23 protein-coding genes and 1 tRNA gene are annotated in these 23395 nt (G+C 62.1%); 10 read left to right on the top strand and 14 right to left on the bottom strand.

Features of this window, described 5'->3' with window-relative positions; genetic code table 11:
* Positions 1-11: 11 nt before the first annotated feature.
* Complete coding sequence (locus tag G410_RS0100325) at positions 12-1610, bottom strand: lysine--tRNA ligase (RefSeq protein ID WP_033317243.1); 1599 nt, start codon at positions 1608-1610, stop codon at positions 12-14.
* On the opposite strand from G410_RS0100325, the gene G410_RS14995 reads away from it, so the two are divergent.
* From G410_RS14995 to G410_RS17850, 3 genes are all read left to right on the top strand, one after another.
* Positions 1604-4387, top strand: a complete 2784-nt coding sequence (locus tag G410_RS14995; RefSeq protein WP_022671667.1) for an ATP-dependent DNA helicase — start codon at positions 1604-1606, stop codon at positions 4385-4387. The two genes, G410_RS0100325 and G410_RS14995, sit on opposite strands and share 7 nt — an antisense overlap.
* Positions 4384-4929, top strand: coding sequence for a SixA phosphatase family protein (locus tag G410_RS0100335; protein ID WP_022671668.1), 546 nt, complete (start codon positions 4384-4386; stop codon positions 4927-4929). The genes G410_RS14995 and G410_RS0100335 overlap by 4 nt, the downstream gene beginning before the upstream one ends.
* Before the next feature lie 144 nt (positions 4930-5073).
* Positions 5074-5811 (top strand): hypothetical protein, encoded by a 738-nt coding sequence (locus tag G410_RS17850; protein ID WP_051137161.1) that lies wholly within the window; start codon positions 5074-5076, stop codon positions 5809-5811.
* A 32-nt stretch (positions 5812-5843) separates the two neighbouring features.
* Here the strand turns inward: G410_RS17850 and G410_RS0100345 are convergent, their stop codons facing one another.
* From G410_RS0100345 to rpmF, 5 genes are all read right to left on the bottom strand, one after another.
* A complete protein-coding gene (locus tag G410_RS0100345; RefSeq protein WP_028970876.1) occupies positions 5844-6212 on the bottom strand; it encodes a MerR family transcriptional regulator in 369 nt (122 codons plus the stop codon).
* Positions 6213-6215: 3 nt separating this feature from the next.
* Positions 6216-6527 carry an integration host factor subunit alpha gene (locus tag G410_RS0100350; protein ID WP_281163325.1) on the bottom strand — a complete coding sequence of 104 codons (312 nt, stop codon included), beginning with the start codon at positions 6525-6527 and terminating at the stop codon, positions 6216-6218.
* A 73-nt stretch (positions 6528-6600) separates the two neighbouring features.
* The gene (locus G410_RS0100355) at positions 6601-7563 is read right to left on the bottom strand and encodes a beta-ketoacyl-ACP synthase III (protein ID WP_022671670.1); all 963 of its coding nucleotides are present in this window, start codon (positions 7561-7563) and stop codon (positions 6601-6603) included.
* Positions 7560-8603 carry a phosphate acyltransferase PlsX gene (gene plsX, locus G410_RS0100360; RefSeq protein WP_022671671.1) on the bottom strand — a complete coding sequence of 348 codons (1044 nt, stop codon included), beginning with the start codon at positions 8601-8603 and terminating at the stop codon, positions 7560-7562. The genes G410_RS0100355 and plsX overlap by 4 nt, the downstream gene beginning before the upstream one ends.
* A gap of 33 nt (positions 8604-8636) precedes the next feature.
* Positions 8637-8816, bottom strand: coding sequence for a 50S ribosomal protein L32 (rpmF, locus tag G410_RS0100365; protein ID WP_022671672.1), 180 nt, complete (start codon positions 8814-8816; stop codon positions 8637-8639).
* Positions 8817-9212: 396 nt separating this feature from the next.
* Between rpmF and G410_RS0100370 the strand changes: the two genes are divergently transcribed.
* Complete coding sequence (locus tag G410_RS0100370; RefSeq protein WP_022671673.1) at positions 9213-9530, top strand: DUF3297 family protein; 318 nt, start codon at positions 9213-9215, stop codon at positions 9528-9530.
* A gap of 7 nt (positions 9531-9537) precedes the next feature.
* Here G410_RS0100370 and G410_RS15005 read toward each other — a convergent pair whose 3' ends face one another.
* Entirely contained in the window at positions 9538-10164 is a 627-nt protein-coding gene (locus G410_RS15005; RefSeq protein WP_425411241.1) for a CHAP domain-containing protein, read from the bottom strand.
* 105 nt (positions 10165-10269) lie between these two features.
* A complete protein-coding gene (gene recF, locus G410_RS0100380) occupies positions 10270-11322 on the bottom strand; it encodes a DNA replication/repair protein RecF (protein ID WP_022671675.1) in 1053 nt (350 codons plus the stop codon).
* A gap of 577 nt (positions 11323-11899) precedes the next feature.
* Here recF and G410_RS0100395 point away from each other — a divergent pair.
* From G410_RS0100395 to G410_RS15015, 3 genes are all read left to right on the top strand, one after another.
* Entirely contained in the window at positions 11900-12079 is a 180-nt protein-coding gene (locus tag G410_RS0100395) for a PspC domain-containing protein (RefSeq protein ID WP_022671678.1), read from the top strand.
* A gap of 112 nt (positions 12080-12191) precedes the next feature.
* Positions 12192-12521, top strand: a complete 330-nt coding sequence (locus G410_RS15010) for a PilZ domain-containing protein (RefSeq protein WP_022671679.1) — start codon at positions 12192-12194, stop codon at positions 12519-12521.
* A 99-nt stretch (positions 12522-12620) separates the two neighbouring features.
* On the top strand, positions 12621-12821 hold the full coding sequence (locus tag G410_RS15015) for a hypothetical protein (RefSeq protein WP_022671680.1): 201 nt from the start codon (positions 12621-12623) through the stop codon (positions 12819-12821).
* A gap of 12 nt (positions 12822-12833) precedes the next feature.
* On the opposite strand, the gene G410_RS0100410 is transcribed toward G410_RS15015, so the two are convergent.
* Positions 12834-13973 carry a beta-ketoacyl-ACP synthase III gene (locus G410_RS0100410; RefSeq protein ID WP_022671681.1) on the bottom strand — a complete coding sequence of 380 codons (1140 nt, stop codon included), beginning with the start codon at positions 13971-13973 and terminating at the stop codon, positions 12834-12836.
* Between the two features lie 197 nt (positions 13974-14170).
* On the opposite strand from G410_RS0100410, the gene G410_RS0100415 reads away from it, so the two are divergent.
* A complete protein-coding gene (locus G410_RS0100415; RefSeq protein WP_028970878.1) occupies positions 14171-15625 on the top strand; it encodes a S41 family peptidase in 1455 nt (484 codons plus the stop codon).
* Between the two features lie 90 nt (positions 15626-15715).
* On the opposite strand, the gene G410_RS0100420 is transcribed toward G410_RS0100415, so the two are convergent.
* Together G410_RS0100420 and G410_RS0100425 are read right to left on the bottom strand one after the other, a co-directional pair.
* Positions 15716-15961: a hypothetical protein gene (locus G410_RS0100420; protein WP_022671683.1), complete on the bottom strand. Its 246-nt coding sequence runs from the start codon at positions 15959-15961 to the stop codon at positions 15716-15718.
* A 110-nt stretch (positions 15962-16071) separates the two neighbouring features.
* Positions 16072-16145: transfer RNA gene (locus G410_RS0100425), tRNA-Gln, on the bottom strand.
* 162 nt (positions 16146-16307) lie between these two features.
* Between G410_RS0100425 and G410_RS0100430 the strand changes: the two genes are divergently transcribed.
* Both G410_RS0100430 and G410_RS0100435 read left to right on the top strand, forming a co-directional pair.
* A complete protein-coding gene (locus G410_RS0100430) occupies positions 16308-17408 on the top strand; it encodes a Ppx/GppA phosphatase family protein (RefSeq protein ID WP_028970880.1) in 1101 nt (366 codons plus the stop codon).
* Positions 17405-18046: an RlmE family RNA methyltransferase gene (locus G410_RS0100435; protein ID WP_028970881.1), complete on the top strand. Its 642-nt coding sequence runs from the start codon at positions 17405-17407 to the stop codon at positions 18044-18046. The genes G410_RS0100430 and G410_RS0100435 overlap by 4 nt, the downstream gene beginning before the upstream one ends.
* Here G410_RS0100435 and G410_RS0100440 read toward each other — a convergent pair.
* The 3 genes from G410_RS0100440 to G410_RS0100450 all read right to left on the bottom strand — a co-directional run bounded on the left by G410_RS0100440 (position 18043) and on the right by G410_RS0100450 (position 23183).
* Positions 18043-18852, bottom strand: a complete 810-nt coding sequence (locus G410_RS0100440; RefSeq protein ID WP_022671685.1) for a DsbA family protein — start codon at positions 18850-18852, stop codon at positions 18043-18045. The two genes, G410_RS0100435 and G410_RS0100440, sit on opposite strands and share 4 nt — an antisense overlap.
* 41 nt (positions 18853-18893) lie before the next feature.
* Positions 18894-20249: a M48 family metalloprotease gene (locus tag G410_RS0100445; protein WP_022671686.1), complete on the bottom strand. Its 1356-nt coding sequence runs from the start codon at positions 20247-20249 to the stop codon at positions 18894-18896.
* A gap of 117 nt (positions 20250-20366) precedes the next feature.
* A complete protein-coding gene (locus tag G410_RS0100450) occupies positions 20367-23183 on the bottom strand; it encodes an Rne/Rng family ribonuclease (protein WP_028970883.1) in 2817 nt (938 codons plus the stop codon).
* Positions 23184-23395: the final 212 nt, after the last annotated feature.

Raw genomic sequence — 23395 nt, forward strand, 5'->3', positions numbered from 1 at the left:
GGGGAGGCGGTCTAGGCCAGCGCTTCGGCGATCAGCGTGCGCGTGTTGGCGACGCCGTAGAGCTGGATGAAGCTGCCCATACGCGGGCCTTGCGAGGAGCCGAGCAGCGTCTCGTACAGCGCCTTGAACCAGTCACGGAGGTTCTCAAAGCCATGCGCCTCATCCTTGCCGATGGTATAGACGATGGTCTGAATGTCCTCCGCAGGGGCATCCTCGGGCAGCTCGGCGAGCGCCGCATCGAGCTGCCGCAGCGCCGCCACCTCGCCGGCCACCGGCTTGCGGCGGTTCAGCGTGGGGGCGATGTAGTCGCGGGCATAGGCCAGCGCGTTGTCGATCAGGCCGTCCAGCTCTGGATAGCGCTGCGCCGACGCATCGGGCACATAGTTGCGCAGATAGCTCCATACCGCGTCCTTGTCCGCATCGGCGCCCATCACGCCGACGAGGTTGAGGAGCAGGCCGAAGGTGACCGGCAGCTCGCCATCCGGCACGTCGCCGTTGTGCAGGTGATGCACCGGGTTGCCGAGCCGCTTGTTCGCATCCTGATCCTGCCAGTTGGCGCGGAACTGGTAGTAGTCGTCCACCGCACGCGGGATCACGCCGACATGCAGCTGCTTGGCGCTCTTGGGGTTGGGGAAGATGTAGAAGGCGAGCGAGGTGTCGCTGCCATAGGTCAGCCACTGGTCGATCGACAGGCCGTTGCCCTTGGACTTCGAGATCTTCTCGCCCTTCTCGTCCAGGAACAGCTCGTAGATCAGTCCTTCCGGCTTGCGCCCGCCCAGCACCTTGGCGATTTTGCCGGACTGGATACCGCTGTCGGTCAGGTCCTTGCCGTACATCTCATAGTCCACGCCCAGCGCCACCCAGCGCATGGCCCAGTCGACCTTCCACTGCAGCTTGGCATGCCCGCCGAGGATCGACCGTTCGATGGTCTGTCCCTCATCCTCGAAGCGCACGATGCCCTCTTCGGCGTCGACCACCTCGACCGGCACCTGCAGCACGACGCCGCTGGTCGGGCTCACCGGCATGACGGGCGAGTAGGTGCGGCGGCGTTCCTCGCGCAGCGTGGGCAGCATGATGTCCATGATCTGGTCGAACCGGCGCAGCACGTTCTTCAGCGCTTCGTCGAAATGACCGCCCTCATAGCGCTCGGTCGAGCTGATGAACTCGTACTCGAAGCCAAAGCGATCGAGGAAGCTGCGCAGCTGTGCGTTGTTGTGCGCAGCGAAGCTGTCATGCGTGCCGAACGGATCGGGGATGCGGCTCAGGGGCTTGCCCAGATGTTCGGTCAGCATGGCGTGATTGGGCACATTGTCGGGCACCTTGCGCAGGCCGTCCATATCGTCGCTGAACGCCACCAGCCGGGTGGGCGCGCCGCCGGTGAGCGTCTCATAGGCCTGCCGGACCCAGGTGGTGCGCTGCACTTCCTGAAAGGTGCCGATATGGGGCAGGCCGGAGGGGCCGTAACCGGTCTCGAACAGCACGCCGCCGGGCTTGCCATCGGGGTATCGCTTGAGGAGCTTCTTCGCCTCCTCGAATACCCAGGTCTTGTTCTGCTTGGCGGCGGCTTGATAGTCCACGGACACTGTTTCCTTTCCGTTCCCACATGGCATATGCGGGGCGCGTGAACACTCACCTAGCTTTCCCCGCGCTGCATGCAAGCCATGCGGGCATCTGGCTGGCCGAGCCGGGTCAGCCGCCGCGTGCCATCTCGAAGGGCGATGCGATCGGCCGGGCGGCGGAAACACCGGTGATCCTGATGAATGCGCCGCTGGTCGGGCGGCGGCTGGGCTATCCCGATCTGTCGGGGCTGGATCTGCTGGAGATGTTCGCCTTCGTACACCCCGCGCGCTTCATGGTGCCCACGCCCATGGGGCTGGCGCGGGTGCTGGATATCCCGGTATCGACGCGGGCGGAAGACAATGGGATCGATGACGCGGCCATTCCGCTGCTCTATCTCGCTGCTGCCGAAAAGCTGCTGGCCACCCTCGCCGATCCCGACTGGGCCGAGCGCGAGGGCGCATGGAACAGCGCGCAGGCGCTGTTCCGCCTGCGATGGCCTTGGGCAGCGGAGGTCAGCAAGCGCATCAAGCGGCCCGATAAGGCCGAGCGCTGGCTGTTTGCCAAGCTACCCGAATGGGAGGAACGAGCCGCGCGTCCGCAGCCGAAACAGGTGCGGATCGATGAGGATGAAGCGCTGAAAAGCCTGCACGATCTCACCGGCGATGGCGCGGAACGGCGCGAGGGCCAGCGGCGATACGCGGTGGAGGCGGCCAAAGCGTTCAATCCGCGCGCCGTGAAGGGCCAGCCCAATATGCTGCTTGCCGAGGCGGGGACCGGTATCGGCAAGACGCTGGGCTATCTTGCGCCCGCCGCGCGCTGGTCCGCCAAGTCCGGCGGAGGGGTCTGGATCAGTACCTACACCAAGAACCTGCAACGTCAGCTGGTCGGAGAAACGCAGCGGCTCTATCCCGATCCATCCCTGTTCCGTGAGAAGGTGGTGGTGCGCAAGGGCCGCGAAAACTATCTCTGCCTGCTCAACCTGGAGGACGCGCTGCAGGGCGGCTTTCAGGGGCGTGCAGCGGTGCTGGCGCAGCTGGTGGCACGCTGGGCCGCGTTCACGCGGGATGGCGATATGATCGGCGGCGATCTGCCCGGCTGGCTGGTCACGCTGTTCCGGCGCAATGGCACCACCGCGCTGACCGACCGGCGCGGCGAGTGCGTCTATGCCGGCTGCCCGCATTACCGCAAATGCTTCATCGAACATGCCGCGCGGGCCAGCGCGGATGCCGATATCGTCATTGCCAATCATGCGCTCGTCATGGTCAATGCCGCACGCGGACGCGAGCAGGCGAGTGCGCCGACGCGCCTGATCTTCGACGAGGGGCATCATCTGTTCGATGCGGCGGACTCGATGTTCGCCGCCGCGCTGACCGGGCAGGAGACGATCGAGCTCAGGCGCTGGATCATCGGCCCGGAAGGCAAATCGCGCGGACGCAGGCGCGGGTTGGCCGCGCGGCTGGCCGACGTTGCGAGCTATGACGAAGAGGGCGGCCGCGCCATCGAAGCAGCGCGCACGGCAGCGACAGGATTGCCGTCCGACGGCTGGCTGCAGCGCGTGGCGGAGGGCGATCCGTTCGGGCCGATCGAGCGATTGCTGTGGGCGGTGCGCGGTTTCGTCTATGCACGGGACGAGAGCAAATCGGCGGAGGCCGGATATGGGCTCGAGACCGAGATTGCCGATCTGGACGGGCCGACGGTGGATGCCATCGCCACGGCCATCGAGGCGCTGGAGATGTTGCAACGCCCGCTGGTTGTTCTGGGACGGCGGCTGGAGGCCATTCTGGCCGATCCGCCGGACTGGATGGACGCGCAGGCCCGTGCGCGTATCGAAGGCGCGATGGCCAGTATGGTTTGGCGCGTGGACTTGCTTGGTGGCTGGATATCGCTGCTGTCCAACGCCGTGGGCACGGCAGACCCGGACTTTGTCGACTGGATGGCGGTGGACCGGTTCGAGGGGCGCGATTTCGATATCGGCCTGCATCGCCACTGGCTCGATCCGATGCGTCCGGTGGCCGAGATCGTGCTGAAGCCGGCGCACGGCGTCATCGTGACCTCCGCCACGCTGCGTGGCGGCGGCGATTGGGATACCGCGCAGGCCCGGTCCGGTGCGGTGCATCTGGACAAGCCGGCGGACCAGTTCGCCGCGCTCAGCCCGTTCGATTATGCCAATCAGGCCGAGGTGCTGATCGTGACCGACATCAAGCGCGGCGACACCGCGGCGCTGGCGCAAGGCTTTGCCCGGCTGATCGAGGCGAGCCGAGGCGGCGCGCTGGGGCTGTTCACCGCCATCCGCCGTCTGCGCGCCGTCCATGCGCGGATCGCGGACCGGCTCGCCCGGTCCGGCCTGCCGCTCTACGCCCAGCATGTCGATCCGATCGACACCGGCACGCTGGTCGATATTTTCCGGGACGACCCGCGGGCTTCGCTGCTGGGCACCGACGCGCTGCGCGATGGCGTGGATGTGCCCGGTCAGTCTCTGCGGCTGGTGGTGATGGAGGGCGTACCCTGGCCCAAGCCCAATATCCTGCACCGTGCGCGCAAGCTGGCGTCGGGCGGCAAGGATTATGACGATCGGATCATCCGCGCCCGGCTGGCACAGGCCTTTGGACGGTTGATCCGCCGGGCGGACGACCATGGACGGTTCGTCATGCTGTCCTCTGCCATGCCGTCGCGCTTCCTGGATGCCTTTCCGCCCGGCACACCGATCCGCCGGGTTACGCTGGACGAAGCGATTTCCAGCATTGCCGGGCTTTCGCCAGCGGCTAAAAGCGGGCATGAGCGGGATGGACTGCAGAGCCTGCTGGGTGAGGACCTGACCGACTTATGAAGAAACTCACGCTGATACGCCATGCCAAGTCGGACTGGTCGGACGATGGCCTGCGCGATGTCGACCGGGCACTGAATGACCGCGGCTGGCGTGCTGCGCGGGTGGTCGGCAAATGGATGGCCGATCAGCGGTTGCAGTTCGATCTGATCCTGGCCAGCCCCGCCGTGCGCGTGGCGGAAACGCTCAGCGGTCTGGCGGAGGGCTATGGCCGCAAGCTCGAAGGCAGGGTCGACAAGCGGATCTATCTCGCGTCATCGGTCACCCTGCTCGAGGTGTTGCGAGACCAGGGCGGCGATGCCGATCATGTCATGATGTGCGGGCATAATCCCGGCATGGAAGATCTGGTGCTGGACCTTGTGCCGGAAGCCGTCGGCGGGGGGCAGCGCGACGCCGTGGAAGAGAAATTCCCGACCGCGTCTGTGGCCGAGATCGTGCTGGAGATCGCCGAATGGCGCGAACTCGACGGTCGTTGCGGGCGTATCGAGCGCTTCACTCGTCCGCGTGATCTGGCTGAGGATCTGGGGCCCCAATATCTGCGTTGAAGCCGCGTAACCCGCCGCCCTGATTGAACTAATCCCCTGATTGGCCATTTGGTCTTCAGGGATGGTTCAGCAGGTCCATTACATGCTGATCATTCGCGTAATGGGAGAGTTTCAATGCCCTATCAGAAAATACGAAATCTAGTCATGCTCGCATCGGCCAGCGCAGTCCTAGGCGGATGCACGGGACTGTACGGCGACGGTCTCTATACTGGAGCATCGGTCGGCACCGGCTATTATGACGATGGTTATTATGGCAACGGCTATTCCGGCTATAATAATTATGCCAATGTTGGTGACCCCTATTGGGGCTGGTATGGGGATTATTACTATCCCGGCAGCGGAGCCTTTGTTTACGATCAATATCGACGTCCCTATCGCTGGAACCGAGCGCAGCAACGCTATTGGGCGCAGCGCCGCCAGGGCTGGCGCGGCCAGTATCGCAATGACGGCAATTGGGGTGATTTCGATCGCAATGGACGAGATTATCGGCGGGATCGGAGAGATCGCGACTATCGCGGCGATGGGCGGCGATATGATGACCGGAATGATAACCGTCGGCCGCGCTATCGCGATCAGCGGGACGGGCGTGGTGATGACAGGCCACGCAACCGGCGGCGGGATGACCGTGCCGGCGGCCGTGCAGCGGTCAACGGCCAGGTGCAGACGGATGTGGCAACCGCTCGTGCGCAGGCCGTTGCACAGAGGCGTGCGGCAGTGCAGGCGCGCCGCGATGCAGCCAACGCGCCCCGCCGTCCAGAAGCCAACCGTTCGCCTGCAGCGGTCGAGCGTCGTGCGCAGCGGGCGGCGACGCGGGCTGAGCGCGTTCGTGCCCGCGGCGAGGCGAACCGTCGCGGCAGATTGGAACGCACACAACCGCAATAATCAAATATCAGCGGCGATCGGGCGGGCCAGGTTCAGGCTTGTTCGATCGCCTTGGCCAAGCGGCTACGGATCGATTGCAATTTCTCGTAAAGATTGCCGCTTCGGCCCGGCTCCTGTGCAATGTCTTTCGGCAGTGCAGCATGTTCATGCGCGTCCGCGTCATTGCTCTCGAGATGCTGGCGAGCACCTTTGATGGTAAACCCGCGATCTTGCAGTAGCGATCTGATCCGCCGCAACAGGGCGGCATCTTCCGGGCGGTAATGACGTCGTCCTCCGGCTCTTTTGAGCGGGGACAACATGGGAAACTGTTCTTCCCAATAGCGCAGAATATGCGGCTTCACGCCGATTTCCTGTGCCATCTCGCCGATAGTACGAAACGCGTCGTCGGCTTTGTCTGTCACGCGTCAGTCGCCTGCCATGACGCGTGAACGCATCTGCTGGCTGGGACGGAAGGTGAGCACGCGGCGTGGCGCGATGGGGACTTCCACCCCGGTCTTCGGATTGCGACCGATGCGCTCGCCCTTGTCACGCAAGACAAAAGTGCCAAAGCCCGAAATCTTTACATTCTCACCGTCGATCAGCGCGTGGGTGACGTGCCCGAGGATAGACTCGATCATGCCGGCGGAGTCGGAACGGGACAGGCCAACCTGACGATTGATCATATCGGCAAGATCGGCCCGGGTGAGGGTGCCCTCAGAACGCATTTCGGTCTCCATTTGATCAGCCTGCATTGGCAAAAAGCTATAGGATTGGGCGCGCTTACGCAAATCTGTAAAGAATTCGCAAGTTCTAGAAGCGGATGACGGCGGCGCCCCAGGTGAAGCCCCCGCCCATGGCTTCCAGCACGATCAGATCGCCGTGCTTGATGCGGCCATCCTTTACCGCAACGTCCAGCGCCAGCGGAACGGATGCTGCCGACGTGTTGGCGTGCTGATCGACGGTCACGACCACCTTCTCTGCGGGAAGGCCGAGTTTGCGCACGGTGGCATCGATGATCCGCGCATTGGCCTGATGAGGCACCACCCAGTCCACGTCGTCGGCATGCACACCGGCAAGGTTTAGGGTTTCGGTCATTACTTCGGCAAGGTTGACGACGGCGTGACGAAAGACTTCCCGGCCCTTCATCCGCAATTTGCCGACGGTGCCGGTCGTCGATGGACCGCCGTCGACAAACAGCATGTCGTCATATTCGCCGTCCGCGTGGAGCTTGGTCGCCAGAATGCCCCGGTCGCCATCCTCTGCCTTGAGCACCAGCGCGCCCGCTCCATCGCCGAACAGGACGCAAGTGGTGCGATCTTCCCAATCGAGAATGCGGCTGAATGTTTCCGATCCGATGACGAGCGCCTTGCTGGCCGACCCAGCCCGAATCATGCTTTCGGCCACGGACAGGGCATAAAGGAAGCCGGAGCATACCGCCGCGACGTCAAACGCCGCGCAGCCGCGAATCCCCAGAAGCCTCTGGATCTTCGTGGCGCTGGCCGGGAAGGTGTTGTCCGGGGTGGCGGTTGCCAGAATGATGAGATCGATTTCGCCGGCGTCCATGCCGGCCGCCTCCAGCGCCTTGGCCGCGGCCGCGGCGCCCAGCGTGGCGGTCGTTTCATCCGGCTGTGCGATATGCCGAAACTTGATGCCGGTGCGGTCCGTGATCCATTCATCGGATGTGTCCACCCGGTCGGACAGCTCCGCATTGGACACGCGCGTGCGGGGCAGCGCCGAGCCGGTTCCGGCGATAATAGCGCGTCTAGCGCTCATGCCGCTTTGCCATGATGGGGCAGGACAGCAGCGATATCGGACAGGTTTTCGCTGATTCGGTCGATCAGCGCTTCCTCGACCAGGCGGGCGGCCACCGCAACGGCATTGGCCACGCCCTTGGCATCCGCGCTTCCGTGACTTTTCACGACCACGCCGTTGAGGCCGAGAAACACGCCGCCATTGTGATTGTTGGGATCGAGATGATGCTTAAGCAACTCGGTGGCCGGGCGGCTGATCAGGAAACCGATCTTGGACCGAATCGAGCTGGAAAAGGCATCCCGCAGCAGATCGGTCACGAACCGCGCCGCGCCCTCGACCGCCTTCAGGGCAACATTGCCCGAGAAGCCGTCGCTCACGATCACGTCCGCTTCGCCGCGGCTGATCTTGTCCGCTTCGGTGAAGCCGAGAAATTCGAGCGGCAGATGTTCGGCCCGGTGGAGCGCAGCGGAGGCATCGCGCAGCTCTTCGGTGCCCTTCAGATCTTCGGTGCCGATGTTGAGCAGCTTCACGCGTGGGCGCTCATACCCATAGAGGATGCGGCTATAGGCCGCGCCCATGACGGCGAATTCCACCAGATTGCGGGCATCGGCCTGCGTGTTGGCCCCCAGATCGAGCATGACGAGGTCATTGTCTTCGATGGTCGGAAGCAAAGCGGCAAGAGCGGGCCGGTCGATCCCCGGAATGGTGCGCAGCGCGATCTTGCTCATGGCCATCAGCGCGCCGGTATTGCCAGAGCTGACAGCGGCGCTGGCCGCGCCGCTCTTCACCGCCTCGACCGCCAGTCCCATGGACGTGGTCTTGGCTTTGCGAATGGCCTGAGTCGGCTTTTCATCACCCTTGACCACGCCTTCGACATGCGTGATCTCCGACGCTGCGCGCAGCCCCGGATGATCGTCCAGGGCGCGTTCGATCTGCGCCTGATCCCCGACGAGGATAAAGCTGAAGCCTGGATGACGGTGACGTGCCAGGGCAGCGCCCGCAATCATTACGCGCACGCCCTCATCGCCGCCCATCGCATCGATAGCGATACGCGGCTTCATAGGCACATTACCGTCCTTTCGACGTGGAACGGATTACAGCGCCGGCGCGAGAATTTCGCGCCCGTTATAGTGATTGCATTCGCCGCACATATGGTGCGGGCGCTTCAGTTCGCCGCAATTGGGGCATTCCTGATACGCCATTGGCTTCAGCGAGTCGTGCGAGCGACGCATGCCGCGCTTGGACGGGGACGTCTTTCTTTTTGGTACGGCCATCTCGGCACCTGTTCTCTTTTAATCAAAAATATCTGTTACAAGCGCGATACGCCCGAAGCACCCGGCTGGCAAGCGGCCCGCCGGACGGCGTTGGGTGTGTCAATCACGCAAGCGAATGCGCGCACATAACGAATATCGGGTGATTTGCAAGCGCGGCGTGGCCCGAGGGCGCGTGAAATCGAACGACAGATCCGGATGTGTGGAATTATGCTGCAGCCAAGTTTTGCCGCATGATCAGGTTTCGCCAATGGTGCCCATGGCCGGCGGATCGACGGTGCAGGCGTTGCGGGTTAGGCCATGCATCATGCCAATGATGCTTGGCGGCCGTGCCCAAAAACAATGACGTGGCGCGCGCCACAGGATAGAGCGCCGCCAGATTTATCGAAGGACCATAATATGACCGACCATCAGACCGATCAGGACAAAGGCGCAGGCACCACCGGCGTGGACGTGCCGCCAGATCATCTGGCCATTTCCCCAGCCAGCAAATTTCACGATGCCGAGAAGCTCGCGCGCGGGATCGGCATTCGATTCAAGGGTGAGACCAGAACGAATATCGACGAATATTGCATTTCCGAAGGCTGGGTGCGGGTGCAGGCCGGCAAATCGCTCGATCGTCGCGGCCAGCCGCTCACCATCAAGCTCTCGGGCCCGGTCGAAGCCTGGTATGAAGATCTGGGTGATAATCCGCCGGTCGCAAAGAAAGGCGACTAATCGCGGATCAGTTGGTGAGCGACCCGATCAAGTCACCGATCGGGTCGTCTCTCCGCACAGGCTCATGCGCGGTAAGCGGCGCAGGGCTTTTCGATCTGGGCGATGACGCGGCAGCTGTCTGGAAGACCGGCCGTTGCGGTTGCCTGGGTGCGCGGCCATTATAGATGAAGCCGTGCAGCGGGTAATGCGTGGTGCCCAGGCCGCCAATCGGCGTGTACCAGACCCGCACTTCGCTCCAGTCATTGGCGGGCGACACATCGACCACCGCGACATCGTCCTCGATCTGGCCACGTCGTCCATTGATGGTCGACCAATTGCTGTGCCGCACCAGCACGGTACGCGAATCGACGATCCGGCTGACCGCGGCAACATGGCCCAGCCGCATGGCGCCATGCGGCTTGAACGCCATGACTGCGCCGACCTGCGGGATGCTGCCCCGTTCATAGCGCCCGGCGGCCTTGCCCCACCATGTGTGGGCATCGCCATAGATCCGCACGCCGGAAACGTCCCGCGCATAGGGAACGCATTGCAGGCCATCGCTGTCTTGCGCGGCGGCTGGCACGGCTGCAAGAGCCGTCACCACCGGTATCATGCAGCAGCGCAGCCGCTTGAGCGAAATAGCAGTTTGAAACATCACCGCCATTATCCACGGTCCGATGCAACGGGCGGCTAAGCTTTATGCTTAACGAAGACGGTTAACGGGCCCTTCATGGGCCTCCAACATTGTCTGAGGGCGGCTTTACGGCAGGCGCACATGCACGGCGCGGTCCAGCACGGGGTGGAACGGTGCCGGCTCGGTGCCGGTCATCCAGACTTGTCCGCCACGCGAATCCAGCCGGGCAAATAAAGCTTCGCGTCTGACCGGATCGAGATGCGCCGCTACCTCGTCGAGCAGCAGGATGGGCCGTGCGCCGCGCGCTTCGGTCACGGCATCGGCATGGGCCAGCACGATGGCCAGCAGCATGGCCTTCTGTTCCCCCGTCGAGGAGAACTCCGCGCCGATGTCCTTGGCGGCATGGCGCACCAGCAGATCGGCACGGTGTGGCCCGATAAGCGTGCGTCCGGCAGCCCGGTCCATATGGCGGCTGGCGCGGATAGCGTCGAGCAGCGCATCCGGCGTGGCGGAGCCGCCGCCCTTGAGCGCCAGGAGGGGCCGCGCGAAGGGACCGTCATGCTCCTGCTCCAACCGCTCGGACAGCTGCCCGATCAGGGTCTGCCGCGCCAGGGAGATGGCCGCTCCATGGTCCGCCATCTGCCGCTCGAGAGCATCGTACCAGCGCGGGTCCGCAGGCTCATCCGCTGTCAGGAGCCTGTTGCGTTCCCGCATGCTGCGTTCGTAGCGGGCGGACGTGCGGGCATGATCTGGCTGCGAGGCATAGGTCAGCCGGTCGAGAAAGCGGCGGCGTGCCGATGCGCCTTCCGTAAACAGCCGATCCATGGCGGGTGTCAGCCACATCAGCGACAGCCACTCCGCCAGCGCCGAGGCGGTGGCAGTGGCTTCGTTGATCCGCACGCGCTTGCGATCCGGGGCGGCAGGGTCCGTGCCGACGCCCAGGGCGGTGTCGCCAAGCTGGGCGAACACCGTAAAACCGCCAGGCCCCTGTTCGCGCGCCATGATCGGCAGGGCGGCGCGCCGCAGTCCCCGGCCGGGCGACAGCATGGAAATCGCCTCCAGCACATTGGTCTTGCCGGCGCCGTTGGGGCCGGTGAGCAGAACGAAGCCAGGGGCCGCCGCAATGTCCAATTGGGCGTGATTGCGAAAATCGGTCAGGGTCAGCCGGGAAATCGTCATCCCGCAAACCCCTGCGTGATGCCCTGCGGCGTTTCAAGCGGAACGCGGCCCACCCATAAAGCCAACATGCGGTAGTTTTTCCCTATTATTGGTTTTGGGCCAGACCGAATGAGCGGCATGATTTTTCAGGAAGCCCGGAATTCCGCCATTTTTCCGGTTTGGCACGGGTCCTGCAACGGTGTTTGCATCGACGGGGAGCAGCCTCGGAGACCACAAAAACAAGGGAGAATATCATGACCGACCAGTTCCGCACCCGCATCGCCGCCATCACCGCAGCCTGCTTCTGCGCCGTTATCACCATCAGCATGAGCGTGGCGCCGGCGATCAATCCTGCCGCCGGTCTCGTCGCCTGAGCGACAGACCAGATTTCAACCAATCCAATTTCAACCAATCCAAGGAGTATTACCCATGACCGAACAATTCCGCACCCGTCTCACCGCCGTTACCGCAGCCTGCCTTTGCGCCGTCCTCACCATCGGTATGAGCGTGGCCCCGGCTGTCAGCCCCGCCGCTAACCTGATCGTTTGACCAGGCCCCGCAGCTCCCAAAATTCGTCATCGCTAAACAGGACCAGATCATGCAAAACGCTCTTCATCTCGACAAGTCGCACGCCAAGCTCTTGGGCGTCTGTGCAGGCTTGGCCAATTGGGCAAACGTCGACGCCACCTTGATCCGCCTCGGCTTCGTCATCACCACTTTGCTGGGGTTCGGCCTGCCACTTATACTCTACATCGTCATCGCGCTCATCGCCGACTGAAAAACCGTTGCCGGACTCAGCCTTAAGCTTTGCGTTCGGATCCGATGTCGCTACCATCGAGACAAGTCAGGAATTTTTGAACCCTGCCCGGCAGGGGGAACGGACGGACTGGATGGGTGGCGACGAGATCGACGGGAACAGCCGCAATACACGGCGAGCCCATGTCCGCATCGGCGCCCAGATCCGCGCAGATGGTGGCCCACGTTTCTCCGTCGATGTGCTGGATCTATCGTTGAGCGGGTTTCGCATCCACTCTTTGAATTATATCGGGCCGGAAGCGCGGGTGGTGCTGACCTTGCCAGGACTTTCGCCCCTATCGGCCCATATCGTCTGGGCCAATGCCGACATTTATGGATGCGCTTTCGATGCGCCGCTTTATCCTGCGGTCCTCGACCATATTGTAAGCAAATTTCCGTCGTTCGGAGACGGTGACAGCGCATAATTGCGGGATCGTGCCCTGATAGAGAAGGTGAACAGCGGACGATTATCGGTCGGAACCGCGTTCCGGACTGTCCGTTTCAGAGGCGAAAGGAATTCGATTATGGCCGATAAAAAAGATGAGCTGATCCCTGAAAAGCGGATGGAAGATATGTCCGTCGCACCGGCAGACCCCAAGAATGAGGATGCTGCCGACAAGGAAAAGGCGAGCGAAAAAGACGCGCCGCGCAACGAGGATAATCTCGAAGAAGGGCTGGAAGACACGATGGACGCTTCCGATCCACCGAGTTCACTCCAGCCTTGAACGGATGCCCAGTTACGCCGCTTTGCGGATAAACACGGTTCCGGCGCTATAGCCTGCACCGAATGAACAGATCAGGCCGATGTCGTCTTTGACGAGATCGGCCGAATGTTTGTGAAACGCAATGATGGAGCCAGCGCTGCTGGTGTTGGCATATTCATCGAGCACCGTCGGGCTCTCGTCATCACTCGCTTCGTGGCCCAGCACCTTATGTGCGATGAGCCGATTCATATTGGCATTGGCTTGATGGAGCCACAGACGCCGTAATTGCGTCCCTGCAATGTCCAATTTTTCCATATGGTCCGCAATCATGGCGCTCACCATGGGAACCACTTCCTTGAACACCTTGCGTCCTTCCTGGACGAACAGCTTGTCATCATCGTCACGCGTTTCCGGGTGGGCGCGATTCAGGAAGCCGAAATTGTTGCGAATGTTGTTGCTGAAGGATGTCTTGAGCCGGGTGCCCAAAATCTCCCAATGATCGGCAGGCGCGATGTCGCTGCTTTCGACCAGCACCGCCGTGGCCACATCTCCAAAAATGAAATGGCTGTCACGGTCCCGCCAGTTCAGATGGCCTGACGTGATCTCGGGGCTCACCACCAGCACCGAACGCGCATGGCCCGCGCGGATGAAATCGGCGGCGGTCTGGATTCCAAAGGTTGCCGAAGAACAGGCGACATTCATGTCAAAACCAAATCCCTCTCCGCAGCCCAGTGCATCCTGAATTTCCACGGCCATCGCAGGATAGGGGCGTTGCATGTTGGAGCAGGCACATAGCACGGCATCGACATCCGCCGGATCGCGGCCAGCGCGTTCAAGCGCCATATTGGCTGCCTTCACGCCGATCTCAGCCATCATGGAGGGTTCGTCATCGCTGCGTTCGGGCAGGCGGGGCTCCATGATCTCGGGATCGAGTATCGATGCCTTGTCCATCACATGCCGGGCCTTGATGCCGCTCGCTTTTTCGATGAATTCGGTCGAGCTCGATGTCTTGGCGTCGATGCTGCCATCGGAAATGGCATCCGCATGTCGGGCGTTCCAGCGTTCTGCATAGAGATTATAGCTGGCGACCAGTTCGTCGTTCGAAATGCTCTGGGGCGGGGTGAAAAGTCCCGTCGCGGCAATCACCGGTTTTGCCGTGCGCTGATCTGTCATGAAGGCTTACTCCTGAAACTGACTTGCGACTCTAGGATTGCAGGGAGAAATCGGCAAGCCGGGGCGCGCGAGTCGGCGACAAGACCTTGTTCATCAATAGACAATTTGAAAAGACCTAGTCTCCGGCACAAACGGCGTTACGATCTCCCGGCTGCCGATGGTTCGGCGGCTTCGGGGTGGGTCGGGGAGCACGGAACATGCGTAAAACAATCGGTGCTTTAGCCGGGATCGTCACCGTCCTGTCTTCATGCGGCGGCGATTCCAGTAGTTCTCGTACCAGCGTGACGCCGCCCACGGCGGCGCCATCACCGCCCACCTCGACAGCTGGTTGTTCGCTGACCGAGCGACAGAACTGGGCCGCCAGCCAGATCAACAGCAATTATCTTTTTCCGGAAACATTGCCCGCAAATCCGAGTCCCGCAGGATATGCGAGCGTGCAGGACTATATCGACTTTCTGACTGCGGGTGCGCGCGCGCAGCAGAAGGATCGATTTTTTACGTACATCACCTCGATAGAAGAGGAAAATGCCTATTATAACAGCGGTGCGAATGCTGGCTTGGGGGTTCGGCTCAGCCTGACCTCCAATAATGAGCTGTTCGTAAATGAGGCGTTTGAAAACGCGCCCGGTCTGGCAGCAGGCTTGGATCGCGGCACAGAAATTGTCGGGATCGGGACAAACCAATCGAACATCCGCACGGTCGCCGATATCCTCGCTTCAGCGGGCAGCCAGGGTTTGTCCGACGCATTGGGCCCTAGCACGGCAGGTGTGACGCGGTTCTATCGAATTCGTAATGCCGGCGGCGAAAAGACCGTGAGCATTACCAAGGCCGAGTTCGAACTGACCCCGGTTTCTGCACGATATGGTGTCAAAATCATCGAGGATGATGGCGAAAAAATTGGTTATCTGAACCTGCGGCAGTTCATCGGGCCCGCCGAAGCGCCGCTGCGCAACGCCTTCACCAATTTTCGTAATCAGGGCGTGAGAAAGGTGATCGTCGATTTTCGCTATAATGGCGGCGGGCTCGTCTCGATCGCCGAGACGCTGGGCAATTTGCTTGGCGGCGGGCGTTCGTCGTCCGACATTTTCAGCTACACCACTTTCCGTCAGAGCCTGGCATCCAATAATGAAACCACCCGTTTCGCGCCGGCAGGCAACGCCGTCGCACCGCTGAAGCTCGCGTTCATCGGGACGGGCGGCACGGCGTCAGCGAGTGAGCTGGTGATGAACAGCTTCATTCCTTATCTGAGCAGTGACAACGCGCTGATCGGGACCAATACCTATGGCAAGCCGGTCGGGCAAATTGCGGTAGATCGTCCGCAATGCGATGATCGGCTGCGTGTTGTCGCCTTTCGCACCGAGAACGCTAACCGGCAGGGCGATTATTATTCTGGCCTGGCAAGCTTTATGAAAACCACGTGCGTTGCCGCCGATGACATCCGGTATCAGCTTGGCGACCCGCAGGAAGCTTCGACGCGCCAAGCCCTCGATTTTCTGAAAGGGCGGGGCACCTGCACGCCAATCGCTTCGAGTTCGGCTTCCGGAGGCATACGCGCACAAGGCAACACGCAGCTCGTGCCGACGGAAAAACTCGAACTGCTCACACCGCAAGATGCGACCACTCCGCAGCGCGAGACTCCAGGGCTCTTCTGACAATTTTACCGAACGACAAAAAAATGGCCGGTCGACCCATGGGTTGACCGGCCATCAAATAGATAACTGCCAGATCAGCAGTCGAAATAATCAGGGGCTGACTGGCTCATCGTCGTCATTGGAAACGGCGATAATGGCACCGGCAAGAACGCCCGCTGCCAGAACCAGCGCGAAAATCGCGCCATTGCCTGCAAGAGCGGATTCACCGTCAGATGCCGAGCTGCCGCGCTCAACCGAAGCGACCGACAAAGGGGCGGCCGATGCAGTCGCCATCACAGGCGTTGCTACCAGTGAAGCAATTGCGGCTGCTCCGAAAAGTGGCTTGATCATAAACATATCTCCTACGGGAAAGGTAATTCCTGTGCGCCCGACGGACATGTTCCGAAGACACACAATAAACCTACGCATAGACTTGTGCATAGTTCCGGTAGGGAAATGAGTGTTTTTGGATCCCCCGTGAGGACTCGAACCTCAATTGACGGAGTCAGAGTCCGCTCTCTTACCATTAGAGGACAGGGGAATAGGATGCGCGAGATAGATTCGAGGGTGCTGGATGTCAACCCGAACAAGCCTGTCATTTTCACATTCTCACGGTCACTTGCCTGAAAATGGCTTTGCGCCTAGTTTCATTATCAGGTTCCGGGAACAAATGTTCGCCGGCGAGAAATGAAGTTGATACGGCATGGGCGAATCCACAACGCCCTCGCCGCAGACCGATCGCGTGAGAGGAAAGGGCCGAACGGCCAAACGCGGCGATGCGGGCGCAGGGAAGAAAAACGGTAGTATCAGGAAACTACCTTCGGCAGCACGGTGGCCCGCGAGGAAGGCCTATGCCGCGCTGGATCTTGGCACCAACAATTGTAGATTGCTGATCGCGAAGCCGTCCGCAGATGGCTTCGTGGTGATCGATGCTTTCTCACGCGTTGTGCGATTGGGTGAGGGGCTGGCCTCATCGGGAAAGCTGAGTGACGCCGCCATCGATCGTGCGATTGGCGCGCTATCGGTCTGCTCGGACAAGCTGAGACGCCGCAATGTCACGCTTGCGCGATCGGTCGCCACCGAGGCCTGCAGGCGCGCGGAAAATGGACAGGGCTTTATCGACCGGGTGCAGCGGGAAACCGGTATCCGGCTCGATATCATCACGGCGGAGGAGGAGGCGCGGCTTGCTGTTTTGGGCTGCCATGTTCTGCTGGAACCCGGGCAGGGACCGGCGCTGATTTTCGATATCGGGGGCGGGTCGACCGAACTTGTGCTGGTTTCGACAGGCGGAGCAGTGCCGGAGATTATCGACTGGCAAAGCGCTCCCTGGGGGGTGGTCTCGCTATATGAAAGCGAGCTGCCCAATGCTGAAACGGCCGAAGACCGTCTGGCCGCTTATGAACGGATGAAAAACCGGGTTCGGGAGAGCTTTTCGGCTTTCACGGCGCGCTTGCCCGAGCGAAAGCCGGAACATCGGCTGCTGGGCACGTCCGGTACGGTAACCACGCTCGCCAGCCTCCATCTGGGCCTGCCAAGCTATGACCGGAAAATGATCGACGGCCTTATCGTGCCGTCCCGTTCGATGCTGGATATCTGCCAAAGGCTGTCTGCCATGTCGCCGCCGGAACGGGCGCAGCAACCGTGCATCGGCAAGGAGCGTGCCGATCTGGTGGTGGCCGGATGCGCCATCCTCGAAACCATTTTGGAGATCTGGCCGACCGCCCGTCTTGGCGTGGCGGACAGAGGTATCCGCGAAGGGATTTTGCGCACGCTGATGGCGGGCGAGGATGGTATGAAAGCATGACTAAGGAACGTGTCAGAACCGCGCGCAAACGCAGCGCGCAATCCACCCGCTGGCTCCAGCGTCAACTGGACGATCCCTATGTCAAACGGGCCAAGGCCGAAGGCTATCGCAGCCGCGCCGCCTATAAGCTGATCGAGCTGGACGAGAAATTCGCTCTGTTGAAGGGCGCGCAGCGCGTGGTCGATCTTGGGATCGCTCCCGGCGGCTGGGCGCAGGTGATCCGCAAGATGCATCCGAAGGCCGCAATCGTCGGTATCGATTTGCTGCCGGTCGATCCTATCGAAGGGGTGACCCTGCTCGAAATGGACTTCATGGACGATAGTGCGCCCGGACTGCTCATCGATGCATTGGGCGGGCCGCCGGACCTGGTACTGAGTGACATGGCGGCGAACACCACCGGCCACAAGCAGACGGATCATCTGCGCACGATGGGTCTGGTGGAAGCGGCTGCGGCCTTTGCAATCGACAATCTGCACCCGGGCGGATCATTTCTGTCCAAGTCTTTTGCCGGCGGTTCGGATCAGTCCTTGCTGAGCGAACTGAAGCGCAACTTTACCAGTGTCAAACATGCCAAGCCGCCTGCTAGTCGCAAGGGTTCGGTGGAATGGTACGTCGTTGCCAAGGGCAAAAAGGCCTAGTCTGCAGCGCTGACTGCCTGCTTCAGCCGCTCAAAGCCGACTGCCCCTTCCAGCACGCCATCACCGGTGACCCATGTGGGTGTACCGCTGAATCCGATGCTGCGGGCCAGATCGAAATTCTTGCGCAGCTCAGCCGTGACCATGTCCGATTGCGCAAATTGCCGCGCCGCCGCCATATCGAGGCCGGATGCGGTGGCTGCCTTGGCGATGGTGGCCTCGGTAGGTTTGCCAGCGGCGTACATGGCGTCGTGGAACGCCTTGTACTTGCCCTGCCGCGCGGCAGCGAGCGCCATGCGCGCCGCCTGCTCGCTGCCCTTGCCCAGAATGGGCAGTTCGCGGAACACGACTTTCAGATTTCGGTCGCTGGCGATCAGCCGGTTGAGATCCGGCACGCTGGTGCGGCAAAAACCGCAGGCATAATCGAAAAACTCTACCAGAACCCGCTGCCCATCGGCATTGCCTGCGACCGCACCCGGAAAAGGGGTCTCGATGTCGCTGCGAACATCGGCCAATCGGCCCTGCGCATCGCGCTTTTGCAGGATGTCGACGGCTTCCGTGATGATTTCCGGATTACTCAGGATATAATTACGAACCACCGCTTCCATCGCGCTGCGATCTTCCGGGGTCAGATTCGCGGCTCTCAGATCCTTGTCTGCGGCGGCGGCGGGATCCAGCGGCTGTGGTCGTTCGGAACGCTCCCCCCCGGTGAGGGTCAGGTACACCGCCGCAAACAGGGCGAGGAGACATACCGCGCCGAGAAGATAGAGTAGCGGCGCGCGCGAGGCGGGTTGGGTACTATCGAACATGGGAATGTACTAACAGGCGCGCATGCACTGTCCAGCGGCCGTCATCGACGCCGCTTCTTGTCATCTTCCAGCTGCGCTTCCGCGATCAGACGAATGTCCTGCGCGCGCAACCAGTCCGGGCTGTAATCCGGCAGGCCGCTCATGGCCTGATCCGAGTGGCGCAGCGCCAGACTGGACTCCCCGGTCATCAGATCGCGTTCTGCCGTGGCCAGGGCGGCCCGCGCCTGATCACCCTGTTGTTCATAGACCACGCCCAGCTGATACCAGGCAAAGGGGTTGCGGTTGTCCCGTACGACCGCGGATTTCAGGACCTCCTGCGCTTCGGCCAGATTGGCCCGATCTTCTGTGGCAACGAGCGCATGGCCGAACAGCGCGGCGATCAGCGGATTATTGTCGGATCCCGCCACAGCCTTGCGCAAAGGCGCCATGGCCTGATCCGGCTTGCCTGACTCCAAAAGAATCTGGCCGTATAATTCCTGAAAATAGGGGTCGTTCGGGTCCGTCGCGATCAGGGATTGCGCCTCCTGCGTCGCCTTTTTGGGATAGGCCGATTTGTGCCAGGCATAGGCACGGGCGTAGCGGGCGGGCACGCTCTGGTCGCTTTCCGGATAGTCCCGCAATGTTTCCTCCGGCCTCGCGATGTAACCCAGCAGCTTCGCTTTCACCCGCTTGAAATCGCTCTCCCATTTCGGGTTGAGCGGCGCTTCCCAGGCCGGATCCTTGGAATAGGTATCGCGCAGATACTGGACGCGGTCTCCCGAGAGCGGATGGCTGCGGACAAAGGCCTGCTCATCGTCCTGCGGAATACCGAGACGGAATTCATAGCTCTGCAGCTTCTTGAAAAAGTCGATCGACCCGCGACCGGTGATGCCGGCCTCTGACAGGTAGCGCGCGCCGCTGGCGTCGGCAACGCTTTCCTGCACGCGCGAATAAGCGAGATATTTGCCGATCGCGGCGCGCTGGCCCGCCATCATGATGCCTGCTGCAGCGTCACCGGCGCCCGCCACGGCGGCAAGTGCGCCAAGGAGCAGCGATCCGATCGTGATGCTTTGGGCCGAAGCTGCCGCGTCTCCGCCGCGCATCGCGTGGCCGCCTTCGACATGGCCAAGCTCATGGGCGATGACGCCCTGAACCTCATTGGCGGTGCTGGCCTCTTCGATCAGGCCGCTATTGATGTAGACTGTCTGTCCGCCAGCGGTGAATGCGTTGATCGCCCGGTCGCCGACCAGAACGATTTCCACATCCTCCGGTCGCATGCCAGCGGCACGGACCAGCGGCGCGCTGATTTCTCGGAAAAAAGCCTCGGTCTCCGCATCGCGCAACACACTCTGCGCTGCCGCAGGCCTGAGCGCGATAACCAGGGAAAGGACGAGACAAACGGCAGTGCGGACCATCATACTGCCAATGCGTTCCGGCCGCTGAACCGGACGTGAAGCGCGCGGGCAACCGGACGAGGTCCAGCAATGCCCGCGCGTATCAGTCATAGCGATAAAATCGCTATCGGCGTGGTGATCTCAGCCAAAGGTTCGCTGCCACCAGCCGCGTCGTGGCGGGCCACCATCAGACCCGTCTGCGCTGTCGCCGCCGTCGGCCTGGGAAACATCGTTTCCTTCGGCTGCCACGTCCGTTGCCGCTGGTGCAGGTGCAGGTGCAGGTGCAGGTGCAGGGGACGGTTTGGGCTCGGTCGCTGGTTCCTCGTTACTGCCGGCAGTTTCGGCAGGATCGGACGTAACAGCCTGTTCCGCCGGCTCAGCCTTCTTGCGGCGGGCACGGGGCTTGGGCTTCTCGGCAGCATTGCCGTCGCCGTCGCCGCCGTCAGCGGAGGTGTTGTCGGCGTCCGCCTTTTTGGCACGACTGCGGCGCTTGGGCTTTGGCTTCTCCTCGTCAGCAGATGGAGCGCTGTCGGTCGCCTTATCCGCTCCTGCCGTCGTGGCCTCGTCCTGCGACGACTGCTCGTCCGTGGCTTTGGCCTTGGCCGGCCGGCGACGCGCACGTTTTTTCGGAGCCTCGGCTTCGGCGTCCGGCGTCTGGCCATCGGCATCGCTATCCGTGGCCACGGCATCGCTATCCGCTGGCGTTCCACCGTCTTGCATAGCAGCGTCTTCACCGCTGGACTTGCGTCGACGTCCGCGGCGCGCACGGGGCTTATCGTCCGATGAGCTGTCCGTCCCGCGTTCTTCGGCAGCGTCGCCCTTTTTGGCGTCATCATCGCCATGACCGCTCTGCTGACCGTCGGCATCGTCGGACTGGTTGCCCTGCTCGTCGTCCTCGCGCTTGCGACCACGACCGCCGCGCCGACCACGACGCCGGCGCTTGCGCTTCGGCTTGTCGTCATCGCCATCTTCATGCTGACGATTGCGCGGCTGGTTCCGGGGCTTTTCGTCCCGCTCCTCGCTCTCGGCCCCCGCGCTATCGTCAGTTGCGTCCTGATCGTCCAGATCGTCGGCAACGTCGTCCGCGAAGTCTTCCTCGTCGACGATCGGTTCGAAATGTACTTCCTTCTGCGGTTTGCCGCCGGAGCTGCTCACCGTCATCTTGGCGCCCTCGGCCTCGCTATTGGGCAGGATTTCGATCACGACGCCATAGCGCTCCTCGATCTCGGCCAGCTCATTACGCTTGGAATTGAGGACGTAGATCGTCGCTTCCTGGCTGGAGCGCAGCGTGATTTCGCGGCCCTTGCCCTTCGCGGCTTCCTCCTCGATGTGCCGCAGCGCCGTAAGCCCGGCAGACGACGCCGTGCGCACAAGGCCCGTGCCTTCGCAATGCGGGCATTCGCGGGTCGATGCTTCCAGCACGCCGGTGCGTAGACGCTGACGGCTCATCTCCATCAGACCGAAGCTCGAGATGCGACCGACCTGAATGCGGGCGCGGTCGTTCTTCAGCGACTCCTTGAGGCAGCGCTCCACCTTCCGGTTGTTGCCGTTCTTTTCCATGTCGATGAAATCGATCACGACCAGACCGGCCATATCGCGCAGACGCAGCTGCCGGGCGATTTCGCGCGCGGCTTCCATGTTGGTGGACAGCGCCGTCTGCTCGATCCCATGTTCCTTGGTGGATCGGCCCGAGTTGATATCGATCGAGACCAGCGCCTCGGTCGGGTTGATCACGATATAGCCGCCGGACTTCAACTGCACGACCGGCTGGTACATCGCGGACAGCTGATCTTCCACGCCATGGCGCTGGAACAGCGGAACCGGGTCCGCATATTGCTTCACCTTGCGTGCATGGCTCGGCATCAGCAATTTCATGAAGGACTTGGCAGACTTGTAGCCTTCATCCCCTTCGACCAGCACCTCGTCGATCTCGCGATTGTAGATATCGCGGATGGCACGTTTGATCAGCGCACTGTCGCTGTGGATCAGCGCCGGTGCGGCGCTGCCCAGCGTGCGTTCGCGGATCTCGTCCCACAGGCGCGCCAGATAATCGAAGTCGCGCTTGATCTCCGGCTTGGTGCGGGAAAGACCGGCGGTCCGCACAATGCAGCCCATGGTGCGGGGCAGGTTCAGATCGTCGACGATCGATTTCAGACGCTTGCGATCGGACGCGCTGGAGATCTTCCGGCTGATGCCGCCGCCATGCGACGTGTTGGGCATCAGCACGCAATAGCGCCCGGCGAGCGACAAATAGGTGGTCAGCGCCGCGCCTTTATTGCCGCGCTCTTCCTTGACGACCTGCACCAGCAGGACCTGACGACGATGAATGACGTCCTGGATCTTGTAGCGGCGGCGCAGCTCCTGACGCTTGGCGCGCGCGGCGTCGCTGGCCCGGGCAGCGGACCGTCCGCGACCATTGCCATTGCCTTTGCGGCCACGCCCACGTCCACGACCACGCGCGCCGGACTGATCGTCGTCCGCGTCCTCATTGGCGTCGTCGCTCTCGAGATCCGGAATCTCGCCTTCCTTGGCATCGATGGTATCGACCGACGTGTCCTTGTCGACCTCGACCAGCTCCGGTTCGTCGAGGCCGTTATCGTCGTCGTCGGCAGCGTCTGCCGCATCGTCGGCATCGTCTTCTGCTTCGCGCGCGGCGGCTTCTTCTTCGGCGGCCTCAGCTTCTTCGGCGAGCAGCCGGTCGCGATCTTCCTTGGGGATCTGATAATAATCAGGATGGATTTCGGAGAACGCCAGGAAGCCGTGGCGGTTGCCGCCATAATCGACGAATGCCGCCTGCAACGAGGGCTCAACCCTGGTAACCTTGGCTAGATAGATATTGCCTTTGAGCTGTTCATGCTCAGCGGATTCGAAGTCAAACTCCTCAATCCGGTTTCCTTGGACGACCGCGACCCGGGTTTCTTCCCGGTGGCGCGCGTCGATCAGCATACGCGTTGTCATGTAATGTTCTCCTGGCAGAGCGGGCGCAAACCACTACGGGCGCAGCCTTGCCAATTTGCTTGAGGCCGACGTGTAGGGACACAAAGCCCTCCGTCCGGCACGGTGATGTTAGAAATGCATCTGCTGCAGCGATATTGTCCGGGCGCGTGGCGCGGACGAAATCCGGACGCAGCCCATAGGCCGCTTGCCATGCGCCGCGCTTCCCGAGGGAG

Source organism: Novosphingopyxis baekryungensis DSM 16222 (assembly GCF_000420305.1).
Lineage (GTDB): Bacteria > Pseudomonadota > Alphaproteobacteria > Sphingomonadales > Sphingomonadaceae > Novosphingopyxis > Novosphingopyxis baekryungensis.

Coding starts and splice junctions, on each gene's coding strand:
- G410_RS14995 (WP_022671667.1), top strand. CDS start 1,604: ATGGCATATGCGGGGCGCGTGAACACTCACCTAGCTTTCCCCGCGCTG.
- G410_RS0100325 (WP_033317243.1), bottom strand. CDS start 1,610: ATGCCATGTGGGAACGGAAAGGAAACAGTGTCCGTGGACTATCAAGCC.
- G410_RS0100335 (WP_022671668.1), top strand. CDS start 4,384: ATGAAGAAACTCACGCTGATACGCCATGCCAAGTCGGACTGGTCGGAC.
- G410_RS17850 (WP_051137161.1), top strand. CDS start 5,074: ATGCTCGCATCGGCCAGCGCAGTCCTAGGCGGATGCACGGGACTGTAC.
- G410_RS0100350 (WP_281163325.1), bottom strand. CDS start 6,527: ATGGAGACCGAAATGCGTTCTGAGGGCACCCTCACCCGGGCCGATCTT.
- G410_RS0100355 (WP_022671670.1), bottom strand. CDS start 7,563: ATGAGCGCTAGACGCGCTATTATCGCCGGAACCGGCTCGGCGCTGCCC.
- plsX (WP_022671671.1), bottom strand. CDS start 8,603: ATGAAGCCGCGTATCGCTATCGATGCGATGGGCGGCGATGAGGGCGTG.
- rpmF (WP_022671672.1), bottom strand. CDS start 8,816: ATGGCCGTACCAAAAAGAAAGACGTCCCCGTCCAAGCGCGGCATGCGT.
- G410_RS0100370 (WP_022671673.1), top strand. CDS start 9,213: ATGACCGACCATCAGACCGATCAGGACAAAGGCGCAGGCACCACCGGC.
- G410_RS15005 (WP_425411241.1), bottom strand. CDS start 10,164: ATGTTTCAAACTGCTATTTCGCTCAAGCGGCTGCGCTGCTGCATGATA.
- recF (WP_022671675.1), bottom strand. CDS start 11,322: ATGACGATTTCCCGGCTGACCCTGACCGATTTTCGCAATCACGCCCAA.
- G410_RS0100395 (WP_022671678.1), top strand. CDS start 11,900: ATGCAAAACGCTCTTCATCTCGACAAGTCGCACGCCAAGCTCTTGGGC.
- G410_RS15010 (WP_022671679.1), top strand. CDS start 12,192: ATGGGTGGCGACGAGATCGACGGGAACAGCCGCAATACACGGCGAGCC.
- G410_RS15015 (WP_022671680.1), top strand. CDS start 12,621: ATGGCCGATAAAAAAGATGAGCTGATCCCTGAAAAGCGGATGGAAGAT.
- G410_RS0100410 (WP_022671681.1), bottom strand. CDS start 13,973: ATGACAGATCAGCGCACGGCAAAACCGGTGATTGCCGCGACGGGACTT.
- G410_RS0100415 (WP_028970878.1), top strand. CDS start 14,171: ATGCGTAAAACAATCGGTGCTTTAGCCGGGATCGTCACCGTCCTGTCT.
- G410_RS0100420 (WP_022671683.1), bottom strand. CDS start 15,961: ATGTTTATGATCAAGCCACTTTTCGGAGCAGCCGCAATTGCTTCACTG.
- G410_RS0100430 (WP_028970880.1), top strand. CDS start 16,308: ATGGGCGAATCCACAACGCCCTCGCCGCAGACCGATCGCGTGAGAGGA.
- G410_RS0100435 (WP_028970881.1), top strand. CDS start 17,405: ATGACTAAGGAACGTGTCAGAACCGCGCGCAAACGCAGCGCGCAATCC.
- G410_RS0100440 (WP_022671685.1), bottom strand. CDS start 18,852: ATGTTCGATAGTACCCAACCCGCCTCGCGCGCGCCGCTACTCTATCTT.
- G410_RS0100445 (WP_022671686.1), bottom strand. CDS start 20,249: ATGATGGTCCGCACTGCCGTTTGTCTCGTCCTTTCCCTGGTTATCGCG.
- G410_RS0100450 (WP_028970883.1), bottom strand. CDS start 23,183: ATGACAACGCGTATGCTGATCGACGCGCGCCACCGGGAAGAAACCCGG.